This is a genomic window from Idiomarina sp. UBA4206, from assembly GCF_002383015.1.
GTDB lineage: Bacteria > Pseudomonadota > Gammaproteobacteria > Enterobacterales > Alteromonadaceae > Idiomarina > Idiomarina abyssalis.
This window is the reverse complement of sequence record NZ_DFTS01000043.1, coordinates 102,204-115,506: the sequence shown is the minus strand read 5'-3', so window position 1 is coordinate 115,506 and position 13,303 is coordinate 102,204. Positions and strand designations below refer to the sequence as shown.

Genomic DNA, 13,303 nt, shown 5'->3' with positions numbered 1-13,303 from the left:
ACCCGAGGTAGCTGACGCGAGTAGCGGCGAAAGTATTGATGAAATTCAGGACGACGAATTTGAAGCTTTACTGGATGAACTGCATGGTGAAGGTAAAGGACCGGGCAAGAAAGAAGAAGCTAAAGCTTCCGCTGCTGAGTCGGCACCGGGCGATGACAACGATGAAATAACAGACGATGAGTTTGAATCGTTGCTGGATGAATTGCACGGCAGTGGTAAGGCTCCTCAGAGTGCTGAAAAAACACAGGAGAAGCAAAAAGAGCCAGCAAAAGATGACGAAATAACAGATGACGAGTTTGAGTCGCTGTTAGATGAACTCCATGGCAGTGGTAAAGCGCCGACGCCTAAAGGAGATAAGCCAGCAGAAAAAGCCGCTGAGAAGAAACCTGAGCCAAAACCGCAAGCTAAACCTCAACCTAAGCCTGCAGCTAAACCAGAGCCGAAAGCAGCTGCGGCCAAAGCGGAAGATAAACCTGCGGCAGCAAAAGCCGTGGATAAAAAGCCAGCGGCGCCGGCACCAGCTCAGGCTGAAACCACAGTCCGGGTTGATACCAAACGTTTAGATGAAATTATGAATATGGTCGGTGAGCTGGTTTTAGTCCGGAATCGTCTATTAAGCCTGAGTAACTCAGATGAATCAGACAGTGACGAGATGGGTAAAGCCATTTCTAATCTGGATGTTGTAACTGGCGACTTGCAAGGCGCGGTTATGAAAACCCGTATGCAGCCTATTAAGAAAGTTTTTGGGCGTTTCCCTCGGGTTGTCAGGGACTTAGCGCGCAGCCTTAAGAAAGAAATTAACCTTGAGATGTACGGTGAAGATACCGACCTGGATAAAAACCTGGTAGAAGCACTGGCCGATCCTTTGGTGCATTTGGTTCGTAACTCTGTTGACCACGGTATTGAAATGCCGGACGTGCGCGAAGCTAATGGTAAACCGCGTGCGGGGACGGTAACGCTGTCGGCGTCTCAGGAAGGCGACCATATTATGCTGTCGATTAAAGACGACGGTGCAGGTATGGATGCGGAAAAGCTTAAGGGCATTGCTATCAGCAAAGGTATTCTCGATACCGACGCCGCTGCGCGTCTGAGTGACGAAGATGCTTATAATCTGATTTTTGCCGCTGGCTTTTCGACCAAAGAAGAAGTTTCAGACATATCCGGCCGCGGTGTCGGGATGGATGTGGTTAAAACCAAAATTAGTCAGCTTAACGGTAGTGTCAAAATTCAGTCTGAGCTGGGTAAGGGCACGGAGCTTTTAATTAAAGTTCCACTGACTCTGGCGATACTGCCTACCTTAATGGTTGCGGTAAAAGAGCAGACATTTGCTCTGCCACTGGCTGTGGTAAGCGAAATTATCGATCTGGATATGAAGCGTACCAATACCGTTGATGGTCAATTAACACTGATTGTACGTGACCGTGCTATTCCGCTGTTTTTCTTAGAGCATTGGTTGGTTCGTAATCCGGATCGTTCAAGCCGTAATGAGAAAGGCCATGTCGTGGTTGTGCAAATTGGCAACCAACAGGTTGGTTTCGTCGTCAACGCATTGATTGGTCAGGAAGAAGTGGTCATAAAACCATTAGATAAGCTATTGCAGGGTACACCGGGTATGGCTGGAGCAACTATCACCAGTGATGGCGGTATTGCTTTGATTGTTGATGTACCAAGTATGCTTAAGTATTACGCAAAACGATAACGGGACACACCGTTCATGACTGTAAAAGTTCTCGTGGTAGATGACTCGGCGTTTTTCCGCCGCCGGGTGACTGAGATTTTAGAAGACAATGCCAACATTAAAGTGATTGGTAGTGCCAATAACGGAGAAGAAGCGGTTTCACAAAGTCGCGTTCTCAGGCCGGATGTCATTACCATGGACATTGAGATGCCGGTAATGAACGGTATTGATGCTGTGAAAGCCATAATGAGCAGCAACCCTTGTCCTATTTTGATGTTTAGCTCGCTGACTCATGAGGGCGCTACAGCTACGTTAAATGCGTTAGAAGCGGGCGCCGCTGACTTCCTGCCAAAGAAATTTGAAGACATTGCACGTAATCGCGATGAAGCAGTGAAAACGCTGCAGGATCGCGTACTGGCAATTGCACGGCAACCTGTTAGCCGCACGCCTGCCAGACCCTCACCGGCACCGACGGTAAAGAAACCAGCAGAACGCCCGGATGAGCCAAAGACCGCGCTTGAGCGTATTCGTCAGCGCAACCAGGAATTACAGAGCCAGCGTGAAAGTGATGCCCGCACCGCAAAGTCTGCAGGGTCACTAACAACGAACCGGGCGTATCAGATTTTGGCAATAGGAACTTCAAGGGGAGGTCCTGTCGCTCTGCAGAAAATACTGACTCAGCTACCGGCTAATTTCCCTTATCCAATTGTAATGGTTCAGCATATGCCGGCAGCGTTCACAAAAGCTTTTGCACAGCGTCTGAATGGTTTGTGTCAGGTTAATGTGAAGGAAGCAGAAGACGGCGACGTGCTCAGAGCCGGGACAGCGTATTTAGCGCCGGGCGGAAAACAACTTATGGTCGAAGGCAGGCCGGGTAGTGCACGTTTAAGGGTAAAAGACGATACCAGTGGACGCATTACTTATAAGCCGAGCGTGGATTTAACCTTTGCAAGCTTATCAAAGACCTATATGGGTAAAGTGCTTGGTGTCATTTTAACCGGTATGGGAGCCGATGGTCGTGATGGTTCTCGTATGCTGAAAGATCAAGGGGCCACGATATGGGCTCAGGATCAGGCCAGCTGTGTCGTCTATGGTATGCCGCAGGCTGTTGCGCAAGCGGGAATTTCAACTCGCAGTATTAGCCTGGATGACATGGCCAGGATGATTATGAAAGAAGTCGGTTACAGCGGCTTATAGCGGGATGAGTGAATGATCGTATGGACGGTAGCTAATCAAAAAGGCGGGGTCGGCAAGACCACGACAGCTGTTGCTTTGGCTGGACTTTTGGCTGAGCAGGGTAAGCGGGTCCTTTGTATTGATACCGATCCTCACGCGTCATTAACTTACTATTTTGGCATTGACTCGGAAGAGCTTGAATCTAGTGCTTTTGATGTATTTAGCGCCGGTAAGAACATAACAGCTGAGCTAATGCGTCGCAGTATTTTGCCAACCGAGTTTAACAACCTGAGTGTAATGCCGGCGACTATGGCATTAGCAACGCTGGATAGAAAGCTGGGGACTCAGGATGGCATGGGGTTAGTACTTAAGCGCGGCCTGGCGATGATAGCCGATGACTTCGATTATGTCCTGATTGATGTACCGCCGGTATTGGGGGTTCTTATGGTGAATGCGCTTGCCTGTTGCCGCCGAGTGTTAATTCCGGTGCAGACTGAGTTTTTGGCCTTGAAAGGCCTTGACCGTATGATGCGAACCCTGACACTCATCCATAAGTCGCGTGGCGAAAACTACGCTTATACCATTATCCCGACACTTTACGACAAACGAACCAATGCATCGCTGCAAACTTATAAAAAACTTATTGCCCGTTATGGACGTTCGGTCTGGAATGGCATGATTCCAATAGATACTAAATTTCGGGATGCATCTAACGAGCAACAACCTCCTTCAGTTTATGCGCCTAAGGCGCGGGGAGTTTTGGCTTATCAATCCTTGTTGACCAATTTACAGCAGTTGGATGTACGTTGATTTATGAACATGAAACGCGATAACAGTGAAGCGGCAATGGCCGAATACCTCGACGCTTTATTGCTCGAGGAAGAAACGGTTGAGTTCGATAACGAGCCGGTAAAGCGACTGCTTGCACAGGCCGCGCCGAAAATTCAGGCGGTATCTGAGAAAGAAACCGTTAGTCTGAATCGCGAACAGGATTTATTACCTTTAGTTTCTGTAAAAGCTGACGATATCTATACAGAGCCGGAAGTTGAAGTTTCCACGGAAGTGGATACCTCGACCGAAACAGTAACCGATGATTCATCGGCTGCTGAAATAGATAACGAAACAGAAACTGAAGCGGAAGTTACTGAAGAACTGGATATACAGGCAGAGCCGCTCCCCGACGCGATGTCTGAGTACATGGAACACGATTTTCAGGCTCTGTTTTTTAAAGTAGCCGGACTGACACTGGCAGTACCATTGAAAAGTCTTGGCGGTATTCATCAATTGGGCAAAATTAGCCCGTTGATGGGTAAACCGAAATGGTTCCGCGGTATTATGACCGAACGAGACAACAAGCTTCAGGTGGTCGATACGGCTCGCTGGGTTATGCCAGAGAAATGCACGCCTGAGCTGGAAGAGAGTTTAGACTATCAGTATTTGATTACACTAAACGACAGCCCGTGGGGCTTGTTGTGTGAAGAGCTGGTTACCAGCGAACCTTTGCAGCCGCATTCAATTCAGTGGCGTAAAGAGACGAATAACAAGCGACCCTGGCTTGCCGGGGTTGTCCGTGACAGAATGTGTGCATTGCTCGATGTTAACGCATTGATTACACTTCTGGATAAAGGTCTGGGACATATCCAGCAAGATTAATAACGCATGGCGGAGTAAGACATGAGTAAAGACAATCGCGCTATCAAGAATGAAACTGACGTTGATAGTAATGACGAAGTTCTGCAGTGGGTAACATTCCAGCTGGAGCAGGAAACTTACGGTATCAATGTAATGCAGGTTCAGGAAGTGCTGCGCTACAGCGAAATTGCTCCGGTACCTGGCGCACCTAACTATGTATTAGGCATTATCAACTTGCGCGGAAATGTCGTTACCGTTATTGATACGCGTCTGCGTTTTGGTCTGCAAACAACCGAAGTCACCGACAACTCCCGTATCGTCATTATTGAGTCTGAACAGCAGGTGATTGGTATACTGGTCGATAGCGTGGCTGAGGTTGTCTACCTGAAAACGTCAGAAATTGACAGCGCACCCAATGTTGGCACCGATGAAAGTGCCCGCTTTATTCAGGGTGTCAGTAACCGCGATGGTGAGTTACTGATTTTAGTCGATTTGGACAAAATGCTAACCGATGAAGAATGGGATGAAATTTCCCGTCTGGGTTAATTCATGACGAACTGGTTATTTGTTATTTCAGCGCTGGCTCTTGGGCTGGCGCTTATTGCGTTAGTCGCTGTGGTTATTACTTCGCGGCGGCAGGCTGAGTTAATTGAGCGTCAGCAGCAGCGCTTATTAATGCTGACAGAAACGGCCAGTGAAGTATTATCGCTGCGTGAGCAGTTTAAACAGCAGCCAGAAGCATCATCTAAAGCTGATTTCGCTCAGCAGCAGGTGGTTGCACAACTGCAACAGCAGGTTGCACAGCTAAACGATGAGCAACAACAGTTGCAGCAGAAATTACAGGAAGTGGCGGAGCAGGACCCGGGCAGTAAGCTTTATCATCGCGCGGCTAAACTGGTTGCCAGTGGTGCCAGTGCAGAGGAACTGATGCAGGAGTGTGACTTACCTCAAGCCGAAGCCGAGTTGCTCATTTCCTTGCATAAAAAAGGCGCGTAGTTTCATTCTAACCTTCCTCCCATTGCCTTGGGAACTTGCCATCCAACAAATAAGCGAAAGCAATAATTTCGGCAATAATAATGTAAAGCTCTCTGGGAATTTCATCGCCTACATTGAGCTTTGCCAGTGAATCTGACAAGAGTGGATCTTCGTGCACTAAAACTCCATGCTCTTTAGCTACGGCGATGATTTCTTCCGCTAGCTCGTCGAAACCGCGAGCGATTACCTTGGGCGCATTAAAGCCGTCGTACGACAGTCCTATTGCCTGCTTTTCTTTTTTCTCACTCATACTGTCACCCGAATAATACCACTGTGCTGCTGCGCCAGGTTGTCTGGAATTTTGCCTTGCTGAACCCTAAGTTTAACGCTGTTTACTTCTAATTCTTCCAGTCTTTTCTCGAGCTTTTCGACATGGCTTTCCACCACTTTTTGTGCTGTTTTAGTTTCAGTATAGAAATCAACCGAAGAGCCTTGCGGGTGGTAGCGACCTTTGACCAACAGAGGACCTGTGCTATCTAATTCGAAGCGCAGAGTAAATAGCCATAAAGTACGGCCGTTGTCTTCTTTGTTGCTACTGTCCTTTTCTCTGCGAATAAGAAGCTCGTGTTGCTGTGGTTTTTGTGTGTCGGCCGGTAGCAAAATGTAATATTCCGGTTGCTGCGGAGCCGACTCCTGCAGGCGTGCCTGACTACTTTGCGCTGAATTCAGAATGCCGGTAAAGAGTTGCAGTAGTCGCTGTAATTGCTGTTGTGGCAGCTGTTGTAACAGCGCATTTATGCGCTCACGAACCTCTCCGGCATTTTCCGGAGCCGGGTTAAGTACCTGCTGTATCAGCGCTTGGGTAAACTGGTTAGGCAAAGCTCTTGGGGCTGAGTTATTGACCGTTGTTGTTTCAGGCTTTTGTTGCATAGCCAGCCCCAGCAGAGTCATCAGCATTTGCCCCAGACTGCCCATTTGCTGACTGGGTTGGGCACTGACCGGGCGTGCGGCAAACCAGTCACTGACCCAACTCTGTAGCGCTTGTGGGCGTTGCATAGACTCTGGAGCAGGCATTTGCTGCAACACCTTCAACAAAAGCTGCTGCAGGGCTTTCGGTGGCGACTGAGTGGCTTCTCGCATTGCATCAGCAGACAGCCGCGGGGGTGTTTGTTGTACCCCTTCAACCTGTTGTGGCTGAGTAAAGAGCTTAGGCCTGATATTTTCAGGTATAAAGCTCTGCAGGGCTTGCTGAAATTGTTTTGGGGTCAGCTGTTGAGCTTGTTTGATTGCCAGCCCACTGGCAACAGGCACCGTTAATTTTTGCGCTGCCTGCAAGTTTAAGTTGCTTTGGCTGCCCGGCTGGCTATCGACTTTAGCTGCAGGAGCTGTTTGAACGGCTGACTGCGAAATAGGTTGAGGTTTAACCGGTAGCTGCACGGTTGCAACTTTTCCCTGTTCAACAAAGGCTTTAACCAACTTGGCCGGTAACTGTGTTAACGGTATTTCTGCAACGGCAACAGGCTTCGAATTACCGGTGGTATTCAGGCTTAACTGCACAACCGGTAACTTGGGATCCGGCTGGGTAATGGCTAGCTGCAATTTTGCAGGGGCGGTCAACTGGGGTTGTAAATTCTTAGGTGGATTCGGCCACTGCCAGTTGTTGCCCTGAATACGCGCTGGTTGCTGTTCGCCTTTTGCCGGTTCATAAGTTACGGGTAAACTAATTTGAACCAGTAGTTTAGCGAGTAATTTTGCAGTGCTGGCCTGAACTAAAGGTGAATTGTTGGTGGTAGCTGATACCGTCTGGCCCTGTTGAATGTTAGCCGAAGGCGCAGATGGCATATTATTGGTTTTCGGTGTATCTGCCCCACTATTAAAAATACGCATGAGACTGGATAATTGCTGTTGTTCGGCACGAGCTAAAGTCCGTTCCGGTGATGCCATCATTTGTTGTAGCAGTTGCTTAATATCAGCCATGCGCTTTACCTAAATTTTATGGTAGAATCGTGGGCATTTGCGTCAGCTTACCAGTAAGGTTTCGGTTGTAAAATCCGCATGACACAGGTTGCTTCCACCAATAGTCCACTATTGCACGCAGAGCAGTTAAGCTCAATCCGTGGTGGGCGAGTATTGTTTGAAAATCTCAACTTTTCGGTAAGTGCTGGTCAGTTGTGGCAAGTCAGCGGACCTAACGGAGCTGGCAAGTCCTCACTGTTACGCATTCTGACAGGCTTATTAGCGCCGTCAAATGGTCTTGTGTCGTTTTACGGCAAGCCATTAAGTCATAACTGGTCAGAGTATTGCGAACAACTTTTGTTCATTGGTCATAAGGCCGCCGTCAAAGGCGAATTAAGTGCCCGTGAAAACTTTCACTGGCAGCAACAATTGTCTTCGACCGAAGATATCGACGCCTGGGAGCTACTTGAAAAGCTCGGTTTACTCGGTTTAGAGGATGAACTGACAGCCCGTTTATCGGCAGGGCAGCAAAGGCGGGTCGCTTTAACCCGGCTGTGGGCTACGCAGGCTTCACTTTGGATCCTGGACGAACCTTTCACTGCACTCGACGTGCAGGGAATTGCTTTGTTGCAGCAGCGCTTTGTCGAGCATATACAAAACGGCGGTACTATCATTTTTACTTCGCACCAGTCGCTGACCCTTTCTGATCTGACCCCTGAAAAACTGTCACTGGAATATCAGGGGGAAATACTATGAGCCAGTTATCGAGCCGGCAAATTTGGGTGACCTTGCTAAAGCGCGATCTTCGCATAGCGGCACGGCGGCGCAGTGACGCACTGAACCCGTTACTTTTTCTGTTGATGGTTGTGACTTTGTTCCCCCTGGGCATTGGTCCAGGACCGGATATTTTAGCCCGCATTGCACCGGGTATTATTTGGGTCGCGGCATTATTAGCCAGCTTACTGGGTCTTGAACGGCTGTTCCGCGATGATTTCCAGGACGGTACATTGGAGCAACTATGCTTGTTGCCCCAGCCTTTGGCTTTTACTGTGACGGCAAAAATGGCCGTACACTGGTTGTTAAGCGGCTTACCCTTAGTTATTTTGTCACCCGTGCTGGCATTGCTGCTGAGTTTACCGTTGCAAGGCTGGTGGGCACTGGCATTAACTTTATTGTTGGGCACACCGGCGTTAAGTGCTTTAGGCGCTATTGGTGCGGCGCTGACCTTACAAGTTCAGCGCGGTAGCTCGCTGGTGAGTTTAATCCTCATTCCGCTCTTTATTCCTTTATTGATATTTGCCACAGCTGCGGTGGAAAATGCGTCGATGGGGCTTGCAGTTCATGGCCAGTTAGCGATACTGGCGGCAATTTCTGTTTTAACCGTAACATTGGCTCCGCTGGCTGTCGCAGCGGGCATTAGAATGAGTGTAAATTAATATGTGGCGATGGTTACACCCCTATGCAAAACCGGAAGCAACTTACCATTTATTGCAGAAACTGCTGCCTTGGTTCGTAGCTCTGACATTAGTGACCCTGGTTACAGGTGTTATCTGGGGGCTGGCGTTTGCTCCGGGTGACTACCAACAGGGCGACAGCTATCGAATCATTTTTCTGCACGTGCCTTCCGCTATTTTCTCTATGGGTGCGTACATGGGTATGGCGATAATGGGGGCTATTGCTCTTATCTGGCAGATTAAGACCGCGGAGTGGTCTATTCCGGCCATAGCTCCGGTCGGTGCTGCGTTGACAGTGGTTGCTTTGCTTACCGGGGCTATCTGGGGTAAACCGATGTGGGGAACCTGGTGGGTATGGGATGCGCGACTGACCTCTGAACTCATTCTGCTGTTTCTTTATGTTGGTGTCATGGCTCTGTATTTCGCCTTTGATGACGCCAGAACAGGGGCAAAAGCTGCGGCAATACTGTCTCTGGTAGGGGTTATTAACTTACCGATTATTCATTTTTCTGTGGAATGGTGGAACACCTTGCATCAAGGCGCCACCATTACGAAATTCGAGCGGCCTTCAATAGCGACCAGTATGCTTATACCTTTACTGATATGCCTTGCAGGCTTTGCTTTTTTAACGGTTTCACTAGTGATGATGCGGTTAAAAAATGAGATACTCAGACATGAATTACATCGTCCATGGGCACAACAACGACTGGAGCAGGACTAATGGCTTTTGACAGCTTCACCGACTTTGTCGCAATGGGTGGTTATGGACTTTATGTCTGGTTGTCATTCTTTCTCAGTTTTGTCGTGCTGGCTGGTGTTGCGCTTGAAACTTTATTAGCAAAACGACAGCTGGCTAAGAAAAGCAAGCAGTTACAGCAGCGTCAAGAGCGTTTAGCAAGACGCAAAGCAAGCCGTGCAGAAGTAGGAGACGGTAATGAATCCAAGACGTAAAAAGCGCTTAACCTGGGTGGCTGTTTTAGTCATTGGGGTATCTGTTGCAACCGGGCTTATGTTGTATGCCCTAAGTCAAAGTATTGACCTGTTTTATACACCAACTGAGTTGGTAGAAGGCAAGGGCAAAGACAAACAGAAGCCGCAGGTTGGTCAGCGCATCCGGGTAGGCGGTATGGTGGTTGAAGGTTCCGTCGAGCGTAACCGCGAAACTCTGGAAGTCTCCTTTGAAATTACTGACATTGGGCCCGAAGTTACGGTGCTGTATCAGGGCATTTTGCCGGACTTATTCCGCGAAGGTCAGGGCATTGTCGCGCAAGGCGAACTGATAGAGCCAACGGTGTTAAAAGCCAGCGAAGTGTTAGCTAAGCATGACGAAGAATATATGCCACCGGAGCTTGCCGAGCAGATGAAAGGCATAAAGCACGTTAACCCCAATAAAGTTGAAGAGGGCGGCGAGCAATGATTGCTGAAGCAGGACATCTTGCCATAGCCATTGCTCTGGCTTTTTCAGTATTACTGGCGGTTTACCCGTTATGGGGCGCGGCAAAAGGTAACGGCGGTATGATGTCACTAGCCCGTCCTTTTGCCTATGGCCAGTTCTTCTTTACCGCTATTGCCTTTGCTTTACTTGTCGCAGGCTTTGTTACTAACGACTTTAGTATTGCTTATGTTGCTGCTAACTCAAATAGCCAACTACCGGTCGTGTATCGGGTAACGGCTGTATGGGGCTCTCATGAAGGGTCGTTCCTGTTATGGATGCTAATGCAGGCCGGCTGGATAGCTGCCGTTGCGATATTTTCCCGCTCTATGCCGCTACCAATGATAGCTCGTGTGTTAGCTATTCTGGGTTTGATTAGCATTGGCTTTTACCTGTTCATGATCACGGTGTCTAACCCCTTTGATCGCAGTTTGCCATTAATTCCCGTTGATGGAAGAGACTTAAACCCGTTATTGCAGGATCCGGGGATGATCATTCATCCGCCGTTGTTGTACATGGGTTATGTCGGATTTTCAGTTGCTTTTGCGTTTGCTATAGCCGCACTATTGTCGGGTAAACTTGATGCCGCCTGGCCGCGCTGGTCTCGTCCCTGGACACTCGCCGCGTGGATTTTTCTGACGCTGGGTATTGCTATTGGTAGCTGGTGGGCTTATTACGAGCTTGGCTGGGGTGGCTGGTGGTTCTGGGACCCGGTCGAAAATGCGAGCTTTATGCCATGGCTGGTAGGAACCGCATTGTTGCACTCGTTAGCAGTAACTGAGAAGCGGGGTAGTTTTAAATCCTGGACCGTTTTATTGGCAATTTCTGCCTTTAGCTTAAGTTTACTGGGGACATTCCTGGTGCGCTCAGGCGTTCTCGTTTCAGTACACGCCTTTGCTTCTGACCCCACTCGTGGTCTGTTTATTCTGGTTCTGCTGGGGCTGGTTGTTGGCGGCTCTTTGATTTTATATGGACTGCGTGCCGGCAAAATGCAAAGTTACAGTCGTTACGAATTGCTCTCTCGCGAAGTCATGCTTTTGGGTAATAACGTACTGTTAATGGCAGCCATGGTGGTGGTGTTTTTAGGAACCATGTTACCGCTGGTTCATAAAGAAATAGGGCTGGGTACCATTTCAATTGGCGAGCCTTTCTTTAATGAACTCTATAGCTGGCTGGTTATTCCATTTGCGTTAATGCTCGGCCTGGGGCCTTTAATGCGCTGGCGCCGTCAGGCTATGAAGCCGCTTTTAAAACCGCTGGCGTTGGCGTTATCTATAGCTATTGTTCTGGCGTATGCGTTACCCAAAATTTGGGCTGGTGAGCTTCCTGCGATGGTTGTTATTGCTTTGTTTCTTGCCTTCTGGGTAGCGCTTGCGACTCTAACGGAAGTTCAGCAAACCGTGAAGCAACGCAAGCAAGGCTTATCGGGGCTTACTAAGATCTCCGGTAGTCACTGGGGAATGGTGCTTGGACATTTAGGTTTTGCTGTAACACTTATCGGTATTAGTCTGGTATCGCACTACGAGCAAGAGCGCGATATTGCGATCGCCCCGGGACAATCAGCGAACGTTATGGACTACCAGGTGGTATTCGAGAGGCTGGAACATCGAGAAGGGCCTAACTACGACGCAGATGAAGGCTTGTTTACGGTGTATCAGGACGGAGAACAAATTACTCAGTTAACGAGTGAAAAACGCTTCTACCGAGTTCAGCGCACCAGCATGACCGAAGTCGGTCTCGATGCCAGTCTATTACGTGATATTTACATTGCCATGGGTGAGCCCTTAGATGACGAAACCTGGGCAATTCGCTTTTATATAAAACCTTTTGTGCGCTGGATATGGCTCCTTGCCATTATTATGGCCATTGGTGGCGCTATGGCGTTGGCCGACAAGCGCTATAGAAAGCGCAGTAAAAAGGAGGCAGCCGATGACTAAGTTTCGTTGGTTGATTCTGTTTGGGCCGTTGGTTTTGTTTGCAGGTCTTGTGCTTTTCTTACTGAAAGGTTTAGGTAGTGACCCGACGGAGCTGGATTCCGCACTGGTCGATGACCCCGTGCCGCAGTTTCAGGCGAAAGACCTTTATGATACTGATATTACTTATGACCAGTCTGTACTTCATGACGGTCCGCTACTGATGAATGTATGGGCAACCTGGTGTCCTACTTGTCGGGCGGAACATGAGTTTCTAAATGAGTTGGCGGCTAAGGGTATTCCTATTGTTGGTCTCAATTATAAAGACGACTCCAGGGAAAAAGCGATTAATTGGCTGAACACGCTGGGCGACCCTTATACCGTTAACCTGTTCGACCCTGAAGGCGAAATTGCCTTTGATTTTGGTGTCTATGGGGCGCCGGAAACCTACTTTATTGATCATAAAGGTGTTATCCGATATCGCCACGTGGGCGATGTGAATGAACGTAATTGGTCGAATAAACTGCAGGGAATTTATCAGCAGTTGGTGGAGGAAGCGAAATGATACGCACATCTCTATTGGCTTTAATGACTGCTTTTTTGATGGTTTCTTTTGTTTCAGCGGAAGACGAGAACACTCGCCAGTTCGAAAACGAGCAACAACATGAGACCTATCGTCAGCTGATAAAAGAATTGCGCTGTCCTAAGTGTCAGAATCAGAATATTGCCGACTCCAACGCCCCTTTAGCTGAAGATATGCGTGATCGCACATACCAGATGCTGAAAGAAGGTAAATCGCGAGAAGAGATTATCAACTTTATGATCGCGCGTTATGGTGACTTTGTTCACTACCAACCTCCGTTTACTAAAGTGACCAGCATTTTATGGTGGGGACCATTATTAATTCTGGTTATTGGTGTGGGCACAGCGATAGCACTGACCCGAAAGAAAAAAGCTGCAGTGGAATTAACACAGGAAGAGCGTGAGCGTTTAGAGCAACTGAGGAAGTCGCGCGGCGATGAGTAGTTTATGGTTATTAATGTTGTTGATGTTGCTCGTTGCCGTAGTTTTCGTCTTACTGGCAACA

16 protein-coding genes are annotated in these 13,303 nt (G+C 48.5%); 14 read left to right on the top strand and 2 right to left on the bottom strand.

What is annotated here, in order from left to right:
• The 6 genes from B3180_RS09630 to B3180_RS09605 all read left to right on the top strand — a co-directional run.
• Nucleotides 1-1,699, top strand: a 1,699-nt coding sequence (locus B3180_RS09630; protein WP_286844248.1) for a chemotaxis protein CheA, incomplete at its 5' end; no start/stop codon positions are given.
• Between the two features lie 15 nt (nucleotides 1,700-1,714).
• Complete coding sequence (locus tag B3180_RS09625) at nucleotides 1,715-2,875, top strand: protein-glutamate methylesterase/protein-glutamine glutaminase (RefSeq protein ID WP_286844246.1); 1,161 nt, start codon at nucleotides 1,715-1,717, stop codon at nucleotides 2,873-2,875.
• Nucleotides 2,876-2,887: 12 nt separating this feature from the next.
• The gene (locus B3180_RS09620; protein WP_054486795.1) at nucleotides 2,888-3,664 is read left to right on the top strand and encodes a ParA family protein; all 777 of its coding nucleotides are present in this window, start codon (nucleotides 2,888-2,890) and stop codon (nucleotides 3,662-3,664) included.
• 3 nt (nucleotides 3,665-3,667) lie between these two features.
• A complete protein-coding gene (locus B3180_RS09615) occupies nucleotides 3,668-4,507 on the top strand; it encodes a chemotaxis protein CheW (RefSeq protein WP_222236701.1) in 840 nt (279 codons plus the stop codon).
• Between the two features lie 21 nt (nucleotides 4,508-4,528).
• Nucleotides 4,529-5,032: a chemotaxis protein CheW gene (locus tag B3180_RS09610; protein WP_054486799.1), complete on the top strand. Its 504-nt coding sequence runs from the start codon at nucleotides 4,529-4,531 to the stop codon at nucleotides 5,030-5,032.
• A 3-nt stretch (nucleotides 5,033-5,035) separates the two neighbouring features.
• Complete coding sequence (locus tag B3180_RS09605) at nucleotides 5,036-5,482, top strand: DUF2802 domain-containing protein (protein WP_054486801.1); 447 nt, start codon at nucleotides 5,036-5,038, stop codon at nucleotides 5,480-5,482.
• A gap of 7 nt (nucleotides 5,483-5,489) precedes the next feature.
• Here the strand turns inward: B3180_RS09605 and B3180_RS09600 are convergent, their stop codons facing one another.
• Both B3180_RS09600 and B3180_RS09595 read right to left on the bottom strand, forming a co-directional pair.
• Nucleotides 5,490-5,771 (bottom strand): EscU/YscU/HrcU family type III secretion system export apparatus switch protein, encoded by a 282-nt coding sequence (locus B3180_RS09600; RefSeq protein ID WP_054486803.1) that lies wholly within the window; start codon nucleotides 5,769-5,771, stop codon nucleotides 5,490-5,492.
• On the bottom strand, nucleotides 5,768-7,438 hold the full coding sequence (locus tag B3180_RS09595) for a flagellar hook-length control protein FliK (protein ID WP_054486805.1): 1,671 nt from the start codon (nucleotides 7,436-7,438) through the stop codon (nucleotides 5,768-5,770). The genes B3180_RS09600 and B3180_RS09595 overlap by 4 nt, the downstream gene beginning before the upstream one ends.
• 78 nt (nucleotides 7,439-7,516) lie before the next feature.
• Here B3180_RS09595 and ccmA point away from each other — a divergent pair, with 78 nt between their 5' ends.
• Genes ccmA through B3180_RS09555 form a run of 8 tightly spaced genes read left to right on the top strand, consistent with a single transcriptional unit; the run spans nucleotide 7,517 to nucleotide 13,242 of the window.
• Nucleotides 7,517-8,173 (top strand): cytochrome c biogenesis heme-transporting ATPase CcmA, encoded by a 657-nt coding sequence (ccmA, locus tag B3180_RS09590; protein WP_054486807.1) that lies wholly within the window; start codon nucleotides 7,517-7,519, stop codon nucleotides 8,171-8,173.
• On the top strand, nucleotides 8,170-8,853 hold the full coding sequence (gene ccmB / locus B3180_RS09585; RefSeq protein WP_054486809.1) for a heme exporter protein CcmB: 684 nt from the start codon (nucleotides 8,170-8,172) through the stop codon (nucleotides 8,851-8,853). Before ccmA ends, ccmB begins: the two co-directional genes overlap by 4 nt.
• A gap of 1 nt (nucleotide 8,854) precedes the next feature.
• Nucleotides 8,855-9,592 (top strand): heme ABC transporter permease, encoded by a 738-nt coding sequence (locus B3180_RS09580; RefSeq protein WP_054486810.1) that lies wholly within the window; start codon nucleotides 8,855-8,857, stop codon nucleotides 9,590-9,592.
• Nucleotides 9,592-9,822 (top strand): heme exporter protein CcmD, encoded by a 231-nt coding sequence (gene ccmD / locus B3180_RS09575; protein ID WP_054486812.1) that lies wholly within the window; start codon nucleotides 9,592-9,594, stop codon nucleotides 9,820-9,822. Before B3180_RS09580 ends, ccmD begins: the two co-directional genes overlap by 1 nt.
• Nucleotides 9,806-10,288, top strand: a complete 483-nt coding sequence (gene ccmE / locus B3180_RS09570; protein WP_054486815.1) for a cytochrome c maturation protein CcmE — start codon at nucleotides 9,806-9,808, stop codon at nucleotides 10,286-10,288. The genes ccmD and ccmE overlap by 17 nt, the downstream gene beginning before the upstream one ends.
• Nucleotides 10,285-12,240 carry a heme lyase CcmF/NrfE family subunit gene (locus tag B3180_RS09565; protein WP_286844239.1) on the top strand — a complete coding sequence of 652 codons (1,956 nt, stop codon included), beginning with the start codon at nucleotides 10,285-10,287 and terminating at the stop codon, nucleotides 12,238-12,240. The genes ccmE and B3180_RS09565 overlap by 4 nt, the downstream gene beginning before the upstream one ends.
• A complete protein-coding gene (locus B3180_RS09560; protein ID WP_278355699.1) occupies nucleotides 12,233-12,781 on the top strand; it encodes a DsbE family thiol:disulfide interchange protein in 549 nt (182 codons plus the stop codon). The genes B3180_RS09565 and B3180_RS09560 overlap by 8 nt, the downstream gene beginning before the upstream one ends.
• Nucleotides 12,778-13,242, top strand: coding sequence for a cytochrome c-type biogenesis protein (locus B3180_RS09555; RefSeq protein WP_286844236.1), 465 nt, complete (start codon nucleotides 12,778-12,780; stop codon nucleotides 13,240-13,242). The genes B3180_RS09560 and B3180_RS09555 overlap by 4 nt, the downstream gene beginning before the upstream one ends.
• Nucleotides 13,243-13,303 lie beyond the last annotated feature (61 nt).